General features: G+C 67.3%; 11 protein-coding genes. 1 reads left to right on the forward strand and 10 read right to left on the reverse strand.

Features of this window, described 5'->3' with window-relative positions; all coding sequences use genetic code 11:
* Positions 1–281: 281 nt before the first annotated feature.
* From purL to purS, 3 genes are read right to left on the reverse strand one after another with little or no spacing between them, the layout of a single operon-like run.
* Positions 282–2,558, reverse strand: coding sequence for a phosphoribosylformylglycinamidine synthase subunit PurL (gene purL / locus CETAM_RS11225; protein WP_156228923.1), 2,277 nt, complete (start codon positions 2,556–2,558; stop codon positions 282–284).
* A 15-nt stretch (positions 2,559–2,573) separates the two neighbouring features.
* On the reverse strand, positions 2,574–3,245 hold the full coding sequence (gene purQ / locus CETAM_RS11230) for a phosphoribosylformylglycinamidine synthase subunit PurQ (protein WP_156228924.1): 672 nt from the start codon (positions 3,243–3,245) through the stop codon (positions 2,574–2,576).
* The gene (gene purS / locus CETAM_RS11235) at positions 3,242–3,487 is read right to left on the reverse strand and encodes a phosphoribosylformylglycinamidine synthase subunit PurS (protein ID WP_156228925.1); all 246 of its coding nucleotides are present in this window, start codon (positions 3,485–3,487) and stop codon (positions 3,242–3,244) included. The genes purQ and purS overlap by 4 nt, the downstream gene beginning before the upstream one ends.
* 295 nt (positions 3,488–3,782) lie before the next feature.
* Here purS and CETAM_RS11240 point away from each other — a divergent pair, with 295 nt between their 5' ends.
* Entirely contained in the window at positions 3,783–6,332 is a 2,550-nt protein-coding gene (locus CETAM_RS11240) for an ExeM/NucH family extracellular endonuclease (RefSeq protein WP_156228926.1), read from the forward strand.
* Between the two features lie 89 nt (positions 6,333–6,421).
* Here CETAM_RS11240 and CETAM_RS11245 read toward each other — a convergent pair whose 3' ends face one another.
* The 7 genes from CETAM_RS11245 to purD all read right to left on the reverse strand — a co-directional run bounded on the left by CETAM_RS11245 (position 6,422) and on the right by purD (position 14,667).
* Positions 6,422–6,916: a glutathione peroxidase gene (locus CETAM_RS11245; RefSeq protein ID WP_156228927.1), complete on the reverse strand. Its 495-nt coding sequence runs from the start codon at positions 6,914–6,916 to the stop codon at positions 6,422–6,424.
* 4 nt (positions 6,917–6,920) lie between these two features.
* The gene (locus tag CETAM_RS11250; protein WP_156228928.1) at positions 6,921–7,598 is read right to left on the reverse strand and encodes a DUF2334 domain-containing protein; all 678 of its coding nucleotides are present in this window, start codon (positions 7,596–7,598) and stop codon (positions 6,921–6,923) included.
* 8 nt (positions 7,599–7,606) lie between these two features.
* A complete protein-coding gene (locus CETAM_RS11255) occupies positions 7,607–9,766 on the reverse strand; it encodes a S9 family peptidase (protein WP_156228929.1) in 2,160 nt (719 codons plus the stop codon).
* A gap of 22 nt (positions 9,767–9,788) precedes the next feature.
* Complete coding sequence (locus CETAM_RS11260; RefSeq protein WP_156228930.1) at positions 9,789–10,682, reverse strand: phosphoribosylaminoimidazolesuccinocarboxamide synthase; 894 nt, start codon at positions 10,680–10,682, stop codon at positions 9,789–9,791.
* Between the two features lie 43 nt (positions 10,683–10,725).
* Positions 10,726–12,165, reverse strand: coding sequence for an adenylosuccinate lyase (purB, locus tag CETAM_RS11265; RefSeq protein WP_197085859.1), 1,440 nt, complete (start codon positions 12,163–12,165; stop codon positions 10,726–10,728).
* 67 nt (positions 12,166–12,232) lie between these two features.
* Complete coding sequence (locus CETAM_RS11270) at positions 12,233–13,348, reverse strand: pyridoxal phosphate-dependent aminotransferase (protein ID WP_156229500.1); 1,116 nt, start codon at positions 13,346–13,348, stop codon at positions 12,233–12,235.
* A gap of 41 nt (positions 13,349–13,389) precedes the next feature.
* The gene (purD, locus tag CETAM_RS11275) at positions 13,390–14,667 is read right to left on the reverse strand and encodes a phosphoribosylamine--glycine ligase (RefSeq protein WP_156228932.1); all 1,278 of its coding nucleotides are present in this window, start codon (positions 14,665–14,667) and stop codon (positions 13,390–13,392) included.
* Positions 14,668–14,672 lie beyond the last annotated feature (5 nt).

Here is a 14,672-nt window from a genome sequence, read left to right on the forward strand (position 1 = left end):
TAAGTTACGGTAGAGTAAGTTATTGTCAGCGTACGCCCCCGGTGCCGGGTCAGACAATAGTATCCAAGAACGGGAGCATCACCGATCCACCGTTGCCACCGGTGCGAGCATGGACGCTGGCGGCATTTCCACTTCACCCACCCTTAAGGGAGTAGTCCTCACCGTTCCGAACGCTTAAGGGGGGACGAAGTGGAAAGCCCGTCATGCGGAAACAGATCCCGGATGTGAGAAGACGAGAAGGGCCCGGGAGGTGATCCTCCCGGGCCCTTCCACGCAGACTGCTACTCGACGACCGAGTTGGCGCCCACCGCGTGACCGAACAGGTCAGGCAGGGTCGCCTTCCAGGCGCTCTTGAGCTCGTCCAGGTTGACGGTGACGTCAGCGAAGGCCAGGTCGCGGCCCTCGGTGGTCTCCCCGATCCGGACTGCCGGCACGCCCTTCTCGGCCGCACGGGCCAGGACGGCGTCAACACGGTCGGCGGTGGTGGCCACCAGGGCGCGGGACGCGGACTCGGAGAACAGCGCCACGAACTCATCCTCGTGCACGGCGGAGAGGTCGAGCCTGATGCCGCCCTCTGCACGGAACGCCATCTCCACGACGGTCTGCGCCAGGCCACCCTCGGAGAGGTCGTGAGCGCCGGTCAGTTCCGTGTTGCCCACGAAGAAGTCGGCCAGGCGCTCCTCGTCGGCAAGGTCCACCTGCGGGGGCAGACCACTGAGGCCGCCGCCGGAGATCTGCTGCCAGATGGAGCCGCCGAACTCGTCGCGGGTCTCACCCAGGAGGATGAGCACCTCCGACTCGTCGACGGTGCCCAGGTCGTGGCCGATGGCCTGATGGACGTCCTCGATGACGCCGAGGACGCCGACGACGGGGGTCGGCAGGATCGGCTCGTCACCGGTCTGGTTGTAGAAGGAGACGTTGCCGCCGGAGACCGGGATGGCCAACTCCTTGGCACCGTCCGCCAGGCCGTGGACGGCCTCGCGGAACTGCCACATCACGTCGGGGCTCTCCGGCGATCCGAAGTTGAGGCAGTTGGTCACCGCGACCGGCTTCGCGCCGGTGACGGCGACGTTGCGGTAGGCCTCGGCGAGTGCCAGGCGGGCACCCGTGCCCGGGTCCAGCTTGGTGTAGCGGCCGGAGGCGTCAGCCGAGACGGCGACGCCGCGGTTGGTCTCCTCGTTGATGCGCAGGACACCGGCGTCGGAGTACTTCGCCTTGACGGTGTTGCCGCGGACGTAGCGGTCGTACTGCTCGGTGATGAAGTCACGGGAGCACAGCGCCGGCGAGGACACCATGTCGAACAGTGCCTGCCGCAGGTCGGCCGGACGCTCGACGGGGATGTACTTCTGCAGCTCGTCCTGCCACTCGGGGCGGGCGAAGGGACGCTCGTAGACCGGGCCTTCATCGATGGTGGACGCCGGGGCGTCGACCACGAGTTCGCCGTTGTGGTACACGAGGTAGCGGTCCTTCTCGTCGATGACCTCACCGATCTCGGCGACGGGCACCTCCCACTTCGCGCAGATCGCCTTGAACTTCTCGACGTTCTCCGGGGCCACGACCGCACACATGCGTTCCTGTGACTCGGAGGCGAGGATCTCGGCGGCGGACATGTTCTCGGCGCGCAGGGGCACGGCGTCGAGGTTGACACGCATGCCACCGTCTCCGGCTGCGGCCAGCTCGGAGGTGGCGCACGCGAGGCCGCCGCCACCGAGGTCCTGGATACCGACGACCACGCCGGCCTGGTACAGCTCGAGGCAGCACTCGATGAGGACCTTCTCGGCGAAGGGGTCACCGACCTGAACGGCCGGCAGCTTGCGCTCCGCGCCCTCCTCGAAGGACTCCGAGCCCAGGACGGACACGCCACCGATGCCGTCGAGGCCGGTGCGGGAGCCGAAGAGCATGACCTTGTTGCCGGTACCGGAGGCGAAGGCCAGTTTGAGGTCCTCCACCTTCAGGGTGCCCACGCACAGGGCGTTGACCAGAGGGTTACCGGCATAAGCCTCGTCGAAGACGGTTTCTCCGCCGATGTTGGGCAGGCCGAGGGAGTTTCCGTAGCCGCCGATGCCGTGAACGACACCCGGCAGGACGCGGCCGGTGTCCGGAGCGTCAGCCGGGCCGAAGCGCAGCTGGTCCATCACGGCGATCGGGCGGGCGCCCATGGCCATGATGTCGCGGACGATGCCGCCGACGCCGGTCGCCGCACCCTGGTAGGGCTCGACGAAGGAGGGGTGGTTGTGGGACTCGACGCGGAAGGTGACGGCGTCTCCGCCGCCGATGTCGACCACGCCGGCGTTCTCGCCGATGCCGGCGAGGATCTTCTCCGCCATCTCCGGGGTGGTGGTCTCACCGAAGTAGCGCAGGTGCACCTTGGAGGACTTGTAGGAGCAGTGCTCCGACCACATCACCGAGTAGACGCTCAGCTCTGCGTCGGTGGGTCGACGACCGAGGATCTTCGTGATTTTGTCGTATTCGTCGTCCTTGAGGCCAAGTTCGACGTAGGGCTGCGGGGCGTCCGGGTTGGCCTTGGCGGCGTCGACGGTGTCGTTATGAACTGTCATTGTGTGTTGCGCCTCCTAGGCTGCGATCGTGCCGATGGCGGACAGGAACATCCCCAGGCCGTCGGTGGACGGGCCGGTGAGGATCTCCACGGCGTGCTCCGGGTGCGGCATGAGACCGACGACGCGGCCGGTCTCGTTGGTGATGCCGGCGATGGCGTTGAGGGAACCGTTGTAGTTGTCGGTGTAGCGGAAGACCACGCGGCCCTCGCCCTCGAGCATCTCAATGGTGTCCGGGGCGGCCTGGAAACGGCCCTCGCCGTGCTTGGCCGGGACGAGAATCTTCTGGCCGGCCTCGTAGTTCGAGGTCCACGCGGTGTCCGCGTTGACGACCTCGAGGTAGGTGTCGGTGCAGTGGAAGTGCAGCCCCTCGTTACGGGTGAGGGCGCCGGGCAGGAGGCGGGCCTCGGTGAGGACCTGGAAGCCGTTGCAGATTCCCAGGACGGGCATGCCCTTGCCTGCTGCGTCGACGACCGCCCGCATCACCGGGGCGATGGCGGAGATTGCGCCGGAACGCAGGTAGTCACCGTAGGAGAAACCACCCGGGACGACGACCGCGTCGACGCTTTTGAGGTCCTCATCGGCGTGCCAGAGGTTGACCACCTCGGCGCCGGCGATGCGGACGGCGCGGGCGGCGTCGACGTCATCAAGCGTGCCGGGGAAGGTGATGACACCGATCTTGGCGGTCACTTGGCGACCTCCACGCCCACGACCTCAAAGTCCTCGATCACGGTGTTGGCGAGCAGCGTCTCGGCGACCTTCTCGAGGTCTGCGATGGCGACGGAGTCATCCACCTCCAGCTCGAAACGCTTGCCCTGACGTACGTCGCTGACGCCGGTGACGCCGATACGACCGAGCGCACGGTGGACAGCCTGTCCCTGGGGGTCAAGGATCTCCGCCTTCGGCATGACATTCACAACAACACGGGCCACAATTTTCCCTTATCTTCGCCGGAATTGGTCTATTTTCATTCTAACCCCTCACGTCAAACCCTTATACTTCGCGGGACCCGGGGCACGGGCCGGAGTCGGTGAACCCGGGATATCGCATCAGTGAAGGACACATGACATCTCCACCAACGTCCGGCCAAAAGGCCAGCAGCAGGACCCGAAGCGGATAGGATCGCGATCCGCTGGCCAGCAGAAAGGTGCGATCAAGGGTTAAGTATTCGGGAGGACACATACGTCTCACCACACCCTTTTCCCCTCATTCGCGAAGGTACCCTCCATGCTCCGTCCCGCCAGCGGGCTGATCGCAGCCGCCGCCACCGGCCTCTCCCTCATTCTCGTCCCCTCGACCGCTCTGGCCACCCCGACTGGTGACGACGTCGTCATCAACGAGGTCTACGGAGGAGGCGGCAACTCCGGTTCGACGTACACCCACGACTTCGTCGAGCTGTACAACCCGACCGACGCCCCGATCTCGCTGGAGGGCTGGACGGTCGAGTACTACTCGGCGACCGGCACCACCGCCGCGAACACCACCACGCTGTCGGGCACTGTCGCACCCGGCGACTTCTACCTCATCCAGCAGGCCAAGGGCAGCGGCGGCACCGAGGCCCTGCCCACCCCGGACGCCATCGGAAACGCCGCGATGAGCGGTGCCAACGGCAAGGTCGTGTTCAAGGACGCCGCCGGAAACACCGTCGACCTCGTCGGCTTCGGCAGCACCGCCAACCTCTACGAGGGATCCGGCCCCACCCGGACCCTGTCCAACTCGACCTCCGCACAGCGTGAGCCTCTCGGCCATGACACCGATGACAACGCCCTCGACTTCATCGCCGCCGCCCCTACTCCGCAGAGCTCCGCCGGCACCGGCCCGGTCATCACCGATCCCGAGCCAGATCCCGGGACCGAACCCGGCGCGGCAGTTTCCATCGCCGAGATCCAGGGCACCGGCGCCGTCTCCCCGTACGCGGACAAGCAGGTCACCACCGAGGGTGTGGTCACCGCGGTCTACCCGGAGGGCGGCCGCAACGGCTTCATCCTGCAGACCGGCGGCACCGGCGGCGTCGAGAAGCAGGCCGGGGACGCCTCCGACGCCGTCTTCGTCTACATGGGCAGCCAGAGCACCTACCCGGCCATCGGCGACTCCATCATCGTCACCGCCCAGGCCGAGGAGCGCTTCGACGTCACCCAGCTCACCCGCCCGACGATCACCGCCGCCGACACCACCTTCGCCCCGGTCACCCCGACCACGATCGACCGTCTGCCGGCCGGTGCCGAGACCCGTGAGGCCTACGAGCACATGCTCGTCCTGCCGACCGGCGCCCACACCGTCACCAACAACTACGCGCTGAACACCTTCGGCGAGATCGGTCTGGCCCCGGGCACCACGGCCCACCGCCAGCCGACCGACGTCCACGCCCCCGACACCGATCCGGCCTCCGCTGCCCAGCGGCTCGCCGCCGAGCAGCAGGACGAACTCGTGCTTCTCGACGACGGCCGCACCCGCAACTACCTGAACAGCGACCAGGCCACCCCGCTTCCCTACGTCGCCGTCGACGGCGCGAAGGGCACCTCCATCCGTAGCGGCGCTGCGGTGGACTTCCAGCACCCGGTCGTCGTGGACTTCAGCCACAACCACTGGCGTTTCCAGCCGACCACCCCGATCACCGGCGACAACTCCGCCGCGCAGCTCCCCATCACCTGGGAGGACACCCGCGCAGCGGAGATCGACGCCATGGACTCGGTCAAGGGCGACCATTCCATCGCCTCGTTCAACGTCCTGAACTACTTCACCTCGCTGGGCGAGGACGAGACTGGTTGCCGCGCGTACACCGACCGGAACGGCACCCCGGTGGGCGCCAACGGCTGTGACGTCCGCGGCGCGTACACCGAAGCAGCCTTCAACGACCAGCAGACCAAGATCGTCGCGGCCATCAACGCACTCGACGTCGACGTCCTGGGCCTGGAGGAGATCGAGAACACCTACGCCCTGAGCGGCGACATCGAGCGTCGGGATGAGGCCCTGTCCGCGCTTGTCGACGCCCTCAACGCCGACGCCGGCACCACCCGCTGGGCGTATGCCTCGTCCCCCGCCGAGGTCGGGACCGACGAGGACAAGATCCGTGTCGGCTTCATCTACAACCCGGCGACCGTCAAGACCGTCGGCGAGTCCCGCATCTTCGACGACGCCCGCTTCACCCGCACCGCCCGCCAGCCGCTGGCCCAGGAGTTCGCCGCCGTAGACGGCGGGAAGTCCTTCGTCGCGGTGGTCAACCACTTCAAGTCCAAGGGTTCCGTCGCCGACGGCGACATCGACCGGGGTGACGGCCAGGGCAACAACGCCACCGTCCGCGCCAACCAGTCCCAGGCGCTCCTCGAGCACCTCGGCGACCAGTCGGACTGGAGCGAACTGCCCGTGTTCATCCTGGGCGACATCAACGCGTACTCCCGCGAGACCGCGATCTCCGTGCTCGAGGCCAACGGCTACTCCAACATCGCCGCGAAGTACGACCCGGGGCACACCACCTACCAGTTCGGCGGTCTGCTCGGTTCTCTGGACCATGCCCTGGGCAATGCCGCAGCGATGGAACTCGTCGCTGACGCCCGCATCTGGAACATCAACGCCGACGAGCCGATCGTCTACGAGTACTCCCGGCGCAACTACAACGCCGTCGACTTCCACGAGGACAACTACTTCCGCTCCTCCGACCACGATCCGGTGAAGGTGGGCTTCAACCTGCAGGCCACCTCCACCCCGGTCGAGCCGAAGGGCAGCGGCCGCCCCGCCCACTCCTTCGGGAAGGGCCGCCCGGAACACGCCGGCCGCTAGGCACCTGCCACCAGGAACTTTCGCCCCGCACCTCCCCTGTGATTCACGGGGTGGTGCGGGGCGAATGCGTCGGCAGGGACGTCTGCCGGTTAGGCCGGCAGGTTCTCCTCGATCAGGGCAACCAGTGCGGGGTCCTGCGGCTCGGTACGCGGCCGGATGCGCGCGATCACGTCACCGGCGGGGGAAACGAGGAACTTCTCGAAGTTCCACTGGACGTCACCGGCCTCGCCCTCAGCATCCGCCACCCGGGTCAGCTCCCGGTAGATCGGGTGGGCGCCCTCGCCGTTGACCTCGAGCTTGGACAGCAACGGGAAGGTGACGCCGTAGTTCAGGGAGCAGAAGTCGGCGATCTGCTCATCGGTGCCGGGCTCCTGTCCGCGGAACTGGTTGCAGGGCGCGCCGATGACAGTCAGACCACGTCCGGCGTAGTCCTCGGCCAGCTGCTGGAGGCCGGCGTACTGAGGGGTGAGACCGCAGGCGGAGGCGGTGTTGACCAGCAGGATGAGATCGCCTTCGGCGATCTCACGCAGGGTCGAGGGGGTGGATTCGTTGAGGGTCACGGGGGTGTCGAGAAGCTCAGTCATTCCTTCAGACTACGGTGCGGTAGTCGCTCGGTGTCGCACCTGCATCGACGGCCGCGACGGCGGCGCGGAGAAAATCCGAGGCGACCTTCTTCTCCTGCAGGTTACGGCCCGACACCGACAGGCGGATGGTGTTTCCGCTGGCGGCGCCACGCCCGGCTGCCCGGATCACATTGCGACGCCACCACTTGGCAGCACCGAAACCCTCTCCGACGGAGAGGTTGCGGCACTGCTCGAAAGAACCGTCGGCAAGGTTGTGCAGTCCGCGGGTGCTGGCCGCGAGGGTGAAGTCGAATTCGGGGAGTACCTCGAGCGTGCCGGGCGACATGCGCCAGCGGGGCGGGGCGAAGATGTCGGGGTCGAAGCCGATCTTCTTCATCTGGCGGGTGGCACCGGCCAGGCGTAGGCGAGCCTCATGGGCGTCCAGGTTGGCGAATTCGGCGCGACGGCCCTGCACCGCCTGATCGAAACCGTTGAGGATGATCACGCGGCCGGCCTCCTGCTGGTCCAGCAGCCAGTCCCGTGTCGACGGATCCCTGGCCAGGCGCCAGTTGCCGTCGATGTGCGGCGCGACCAGGAGGGACACGGGGATGTTCTCCGCGTCGAGGGACGTCAGCATCCCCGCCACTGCTCCCCTGGTCTCGGAGAAGATACTGGAAACTGAAACCAGGAGGCGGCCACGCATAAGGCGAATTATCGCACGTCCACGCTGCCCTGTCGCGGCAAGTTGGCCCCGGCACCCGCGGTGCGCAGCGTCCACGCGTACTCGAAGGCAGTCTGGCGCCAGCGGGCGTACCTGCCGGACACTCCACCATGACCCGCGGTCATCTCCGTCTTGAGCAGGAACTCGCCGGCGGTTGCGGTCTCCCGCAGCTTGGCGATCCACTTGGCGGGCTCGACGTAGAGCACACGGGTGTCATTGAGCGAGGTGATAGCAATGATGTCCGGGTACGCCTTGGCCTCGACGTTCTCATAGGGGGCGTAAGAGGCCATGTAGTCGTAGACCTCCGGATCGTGGAACGGGTCACCCCACTCGTCCCACTCGGTCACGGTCAGCGGCAGCTCGGGCTTGAGCATGGAGGTCAACGCATCGACGAAGGGGACGACGGCCTGGATGCCGGCGAAGCGGTCGGGCGCCATGTTGGCGACAGCACCCATGAGCATGCCACCGGCGGAACCGCCCTCAGCGACCAGCCGGTCCGGGGCGGTGAGGCCGCGGGCGATCAGGTCGTCGGCGACGTCGATGAAGTCGGTGAAGGTGTTCTTCTTCGCCATCAACTTGCCGGTGTCGTACCAGGCGCGACCCATCTCGCCGCCACCGCGGACGTGGGCCACCGCGAAGATCATTCCGCGGTCCATCACGGAGAGCCGCGAGATGGAGAACCCCGGGTCGATGCTGGACTCGTAGGAGCCGTAGGCGTAGAGCACCATCGGGTTCGGGCGGCTGACGTCCAGGTCGGCGCGGTGGACCACGGACACGGGAATCTGTTCGCCGTCGGCGGCGGTGGCCCAGAGGCGGTAGGCGGTGTAGTCCGCACGGTCATAGCCGCCGAGCACCTCCTGCTCCTTGAGCAGGGTGAACTCCCCGGAAGCGATGCGGTAGTCGTAGAGGCGCGCCGGGGTGGTGAAGGAACCGTAGGAGATCCGGATGACGGGCGCGTCCCATTCAGGGTTGCCCAGGGAACCGGCGGTGTAGAGCTCCTCGTCGAAGTCCAGCTCCCGGAAGGTGCCGTAGCAGCCGGATGCGGGCAGTTCCATGACGGCGAGACGGCCGATGGCGCCGCGTCGATAAGCGACGACCACATGCCCCTCGAACGTGTCCACTCCCTCGATCCGGGTTTCCGGGGAGTGCGGAATGAGAATCTCCAGCTCGCGGAGTGGCTTGAGTTCCGAAACCGGGCACTCGCCCACCTCGAAGTTGGGGCCGGTCGCGTTGTGGGTGACGATCCACCTGTCCCCGCCGCCCTCCAGGCCGGAGACGACGGCGTGGTCCACGGAGTACTCGACGCCCTTCTCCCGCGGCCACAGGACCTCGAACTCACCCTCCGGATCCGACATCGACAGGACACGGGTTTCGGAGGTGATCTTGGAGGCCGCCTCGACGATGAGGTATTTCTCGCTGCGGGTGGAACCGACGCCGGTGAAGAACTGCTCGTCCGCCTCCCGGAAGACGCACACGTCCTCGGCCGGGTCGGTGCCGATGCGGTGGCGCCACACGGAGTCGGGACGCCAGGCGTCGTCGACGCGCTGGTAGAAGAGGTGGTCCTCGCCCGCCCAGGTCGCGCCGTAGTAGATGTCCTCCAGCACGTCGGGCAGCAGTTCGCCCGTCTCGAGGTTCCTGATGCGCAGGGTGAAGCGCTCCTCGCCGGTGGTGTCCACGGAGTAGGCGAGGAAACGCCCGGAGGTGGTCACCGAGGACGCGCCGAGGGAGAAGAACTCGTGCCCCTCGGCGAGCTGGTTGAGGTCGAGGATGATCTGCTCCCCCTCCGGGCGCCCCTCCTCGGGGATGACCGGCGGGGTCCAGGGGTCATGTGCCTCATCGACCGGGATGCGGCAGGAGAAGCCGTAGTCCTTGCCCTCCTCGGTCCGCCCGTAGTACCACCAGTCGCCGGAGCGCTGCGGGACGGACATGTCCGTCTCCTTGATGCGGGACTTGATCTCGGTGTAGATCTCCTCGGTCAGGTCCTCGATGTCGGCGGTCTGCTGTGCCGTATAGGCGTTCTCCGCCTCGAGATGGGCGATCGTCTCGGGGGAATCCTTGTCCCGCAGCCATTCGTAGTCGTCGACGAAGGTCCGCCCGTGGAACTCACGGACGACCGGGTGGCGGGGGGCGATCGGGGGCTGCAGAGTCATGCCCACCGATCGTAGTCGCCTGCTAGACGCACTCCCCGACCCAGGTACAGAACTTCTCACCCGACAGTCGCTCATACGCCTCGATGTAGCGCTCGCGGGTGGCCTCCACCACGGAACCCGGCAGCGCCGGCGGCGGAGTGGTGTCATCCTGGGACCAGCCGGACTTGGGGGAGGTCAACCAGTTGCGCACGTACTGCTTGTCGAAGCTCGGCTGCACCTTCCCCTCCTCATAGGTGTCTGCCGGCCAGTAACGGGAGGAGTCGGGTGTGAGGACCTCATCGGCGAGCACGAGCGTGCCGTCCGCGTCCAGACCGAACTCGAACTTGGTGTCCGCCAGGATGAGGCCCTTGGACTCGGCGAGCGCGGCGGCTTCGGCGTAGATCTGCAGCGTGGCGTCGCGCAGCTCATTCGCGCGGGTCTCACCGAGCTTTCTGACGACCGCGTCAAAGCTCACGTTCTCGTCGTGGTCACCGAGCTCCGCCTTGGTGGCGGGCGTGAAGATCGGCTCCGGCAGCCTGGAGGCCTCCACGAGACCGGCGGGCAGCTCGATGCCGCACACAGTGCCGTCGGCCTTGTACTCCTTGAGACCCGAGCCGGTGAGGTAGCCACGTGCGACGCACTCGAAGGGGAGCATCCGCAACTTCTTCACGATCAGCGCTCGGCCCAGCACCTCCTCCGGGATTCGCGGATCATCCACCGGGCCGGCCAGATGATTCGGGAAGTCGATGGCGTTGAAGAAGAAGACGCTCATCGCGGTGAGCACCCGACCCTTGTCCGGGATCTCCGGATCCAGGACATGGTCATAGGCCGAGATGCGGTCGGAGACCACCATCAGCAGGGTGTTGTCATCCACTTCGTAGATCTCACGGACCTTGCCCGCGGAGATGTGATTATAGTCGGACAGCTCAGGACGCATGACCATGGAGTCTAGACCCGCCCGTGGTGGTTGGGAAATGGAACTAGAGGATCTCGCCCGGCTGGTAGGCGGCGGCCTCGGGGTGACTGTCGACGAGGTCCTGGATACGACGCAGAACGTGGTCGACCTGCGACTCGGCCGCGCCGATGAAGGCGTTCCGGTCTGCCAGGGCGGCGTCGAGATCCTCCCTGGTCATGGGCAGACGCTCGTCGGCGGCCAGTCGCTCAATGAGGTCCTGACCGCCGCCGTTTTCGCGCATGTTCAGGGCCACGGCGACGGCGTTCTCCTTGATCACCTCGTGCGCGGTCTCACGGCCGACGCCCGCGCGGACGGCGGCCATGAGGATGCGGGTGGTGGCCAGGAACGGCAGGTAACGCTCCAGCTCGCGGTTGATCATCGCCGGGAAGGCGCCGAACTCGCTGAGGACGGTGAGGAAGGTCTCGAACATGCCGTCGATGGCGAAGAAAGCGTCCGGCAGCGCCACGCGGCGGATGACGGAGCAGAACACGTCGCCCTCGTTCCACTGCTGGCCCGCCAGGTCCGCCGTCATGGTGAGGTAACCGCGCAGGATGACCTGCAGGCCGCCGACGCGCTCACAGGAGCGGGCGTTCATCTTGTGCGGCATCGCGGAGGAGCCGACCTGGCCCTCCTTGAAACCCTCGGTCACGGTCTCGGTGCCGGCCATGAGCCGGATGGTGTGCGAGAGTGAGGACGGGCCGGCGCCGAGCTGCACCAGAGCGGAGACGGCGTCGAAGTCCAGGGAACGCGGATACACCTGGCCCACCGAGTCAAAGATCCGGGAGAAGCCGAGGTGGTCGGCGATGGAGGTCTCCAGAGCGCTGAGCTTGTTCTCGTCGCCGCCCATGAGGTCCAGCATGTCCTGGGAGGTGCCCATCGGACCCTTGATTCCCCGCAGCGGGTAGCGGGAGATGAGGTCTTCCACGCGTTCGATGGCCACGAGCATCTCATCCGCTGCGGTGGCGAAACGCTTGCCCAACGTCGTGGCCTGCGCCGCGACATTGTGGGAACGGCCCGCCATGACCAGGGACTTGTACTGGGCGGCGCGGTCACCGACACGGGCGACCACCGTCACCGCCTTGTCGCGGATGAACTCCAGCGAACGGTGGATCTGCAGCTGCTCGACGTTCTCCGTGAGATCGCGCGAGGTCATGCCCTTGTGGATGTGCTCCTGCCCCGCCAGGGCGTTGAACTCCTCGATGCGCGCCTTCACGTCGTGACGGGTGACCCGCTCACGGTCGGCGATGGAGGCCAGATCCACCTGGTCGATGACGGCCTCGTAGGCCGCGACAGCCTCGGCCGGGATGTCGACGCCGAGGCCCTTCTGCGCCTTCATCACGGCGATCCAGAGCTGACGCTCCAGGATGATCTTGTACTCGGGGCTCCACAGCTCGGTCAGCTCAGCGGAAGCGTAGCGGTTGGACAGGACGTTCGCGATCTTCTTCTTATCAGCCACAACTGTGATTATCGCATGCGCCGCACCGGGGGTGAGCTGAGGCCGTGGAGGTGGAGGGGAGGGCGCCTGGCCCGCTCTAGCGGTTGACGTACCCGCCCAGGCGGCGGCAGGCCTCCCGCGTCTCATCCTCCGGGGCACACAGGCTCAGGCGCACCCAGTGGTGTCCGTCGATCGGGTCGAAGTCCACGCCCGGCGCGAAGGCCACGCCGATCTCATCGACGAGTTCATGGCACCAGGCCTCGGAGTCATCGGTGACATGGGAGACGTCGAGCCACAGGTACAGACCGCCGTCGGGCGCGGCGAAGCGGGTGAAGCCGATCTCCGGCAGCTCGTCGAGAAGCACCTGGCGTGCCGCGCGGTAGGTCTCCACGTGGCCGTCGAGCTCCGTGCGCGCCTCTGCGGAGAACGCCGCCCTGCCCGCGACCTGCGAGATCGCCGGCGCACACAGCGCGAGCGAGGCCTGCAGGTTCTCCACGGGGCTGATCAGCTCATCGGGGAGGATCAGCCAGCCGACGCGCCACCCGGTCATGGAGAAGTACTTCGACAGGGTGCCCACCACGATCGCCCGGTCAGAGAACTGACGGGCGGTGGCGAGCGGGCGGCCGAAGCTCATGCCGTGGTAGTCCTCATCCGAGATGAGCACCGCGTCATTGTCCTCGCACCACTTCGCGATCCTGGCCAGCTCCGCCGGGTCGATGATCGTGCCGGACGGGTTGCCCGGGGAGGTGACGATCACCGCGCGCGGCCTGTCCGTCTCCGGCAACGCCTCGAGCATCGCGGCCGTGGGCTGGAACCGGGTCGACTCGTCGCAGACCAGATCCACGATGCGCGCGCCCAGGGACTCGAGGATGTTCCGGTACGCCGGGTACCCGGGGCAGGACAGCGCCACGGTGTCCCCGTGGTCGAGGACCGCGAGGAACGAGGCGACGAAACCGCCGGAGGAACCCGTGGTGATCACCACATTGTCTGCCGAGGTATCCACGCCGTAGGTCTCGGAATGCCACCTGGCGACCTCCTCCCGGAGATCCCGGTCGCCGATGACCTCGGTGTACCCGAGCGTGGAGTCGCGCAGCCCCTGTTCGGCAGCCGCCAGGGCAGGCTTCGGCGCGCCGGTGGCGGGCTGGCCGGCACACAGCATGATGGTGTCGTGCCCGTCGCGACGCCGCCGATGAACCAGATCAAGCATCTGCATGACCCGGAAGGGCTGGACCTCGCTCCTACTGCTCACGAGGTTCATAAGGTGATGCGTCCCTCCACGGCAGGCAGTGCGATGTCGTTGCGGTAGAAGGAACCCTCGAGGGTGATCTGTCCGATGGTGGCGTACGCGTCATCGCGTGCCTCCTCGAGGGTGCCGCCGACGCCGACGATGTTGAGCACGCGGCCACCGGCCGACACGAGCTCACCTGCGTCGTTGCGTGCGGTGCCGGCGTGCAGCACCTTGTTCGGGTCCGAGACCACGTCGCCGCTGATGACGCCGCCGGTGACCGGGGAGACCGGGTAGTTCTCGGCCGCCAGCACGACGGTCAACGCGTAGGCGTCCTCCCACTCCAGCGGCGGGTGCTCGGCGAGGGTGCCGGACGCCACGGCGTCGAGAAGCGAGGCGAGCGGGGTCTTCAGCAGCGCGAGGACCGGCTGGGTCTCCGGATCCCCGAAGCGGGCGTTGAACTCCACGACCCACGGGCCGTCCGCATCCCACGCCAGACCCGCGTAGAGCAGACCGGAGTACGGGGTGCCGCGGCGGACCATCTCCCGGGCGACCGGGACACAGACCTCATCAACGATGCGCTGGACGCCCTCCGCGGGCAGCCACGGCAGCGGGGTGTAGGCGCCCATGCCGCCGGTGTTCGGCCCCTCGTCGTTGTCGTAGGCGCGCTTGTGATCCTGCGCGGGGAGAAGCGGGACGACGGTCTCGCCGTCCACCAGGCAGAACAGGGAGATTTCCGGGCCGTTGAGGAAGGACTCGAGGAGCACCGGGTTACCCTGCGCGTGGACCGCGCGGACGTGCTCGAGGGCGGCGTCCCGATCGGGGGTGACCACGACGCCCTTGCCGCCGGCCAGCCCATCGTCCTTGACCACCCAGGTGGGGCCGAAACGATCCAGGGCAGCCTCGATGTCCGTCTCCGAGGTACCCGGCGCGAGCTGCTCGGCGCGCGCCGTCTTCACACCCGCGTCCGCCATGACGTCCTTGGCGAACTGCTTCGAGCCCTCGATCTGGGCCGCCTCCCGGGACGGGCCGAAGACCCGGAAACCGGCTTCGCGGAGGTCATCGGCGACGCCCGCCACCAGCGGAATCTCGGGGCCGATGACGACCAGGTCGGCCTCAATGCCCCGGGCGAGGGCCACCATGGCGGCACCGTCATCGACTTTGCCCGCGTCCGGGTGGACGGTGGCGAGGTCGGACATGCCGGCGTTACCGGGGGTGACGTGGAGGTCAGTGGTGGCGGGGTCGACGGCCAGGCCCTTGAGGAGGGCGTGTTCGCGGCCGCCCGAACCGATCACGAGAATGCGCATGACCA

This window comes from Corynebacterium comes (genome assembly GCF_009734405.1).
In the GTDB taxonomy this organism is placed as follows: Bacteria; Actinomycetota; Actinomycetes; order Mycobacteriales; family Mycobacteriaceae; genus Corynebacterium; species Corynebacterium comes.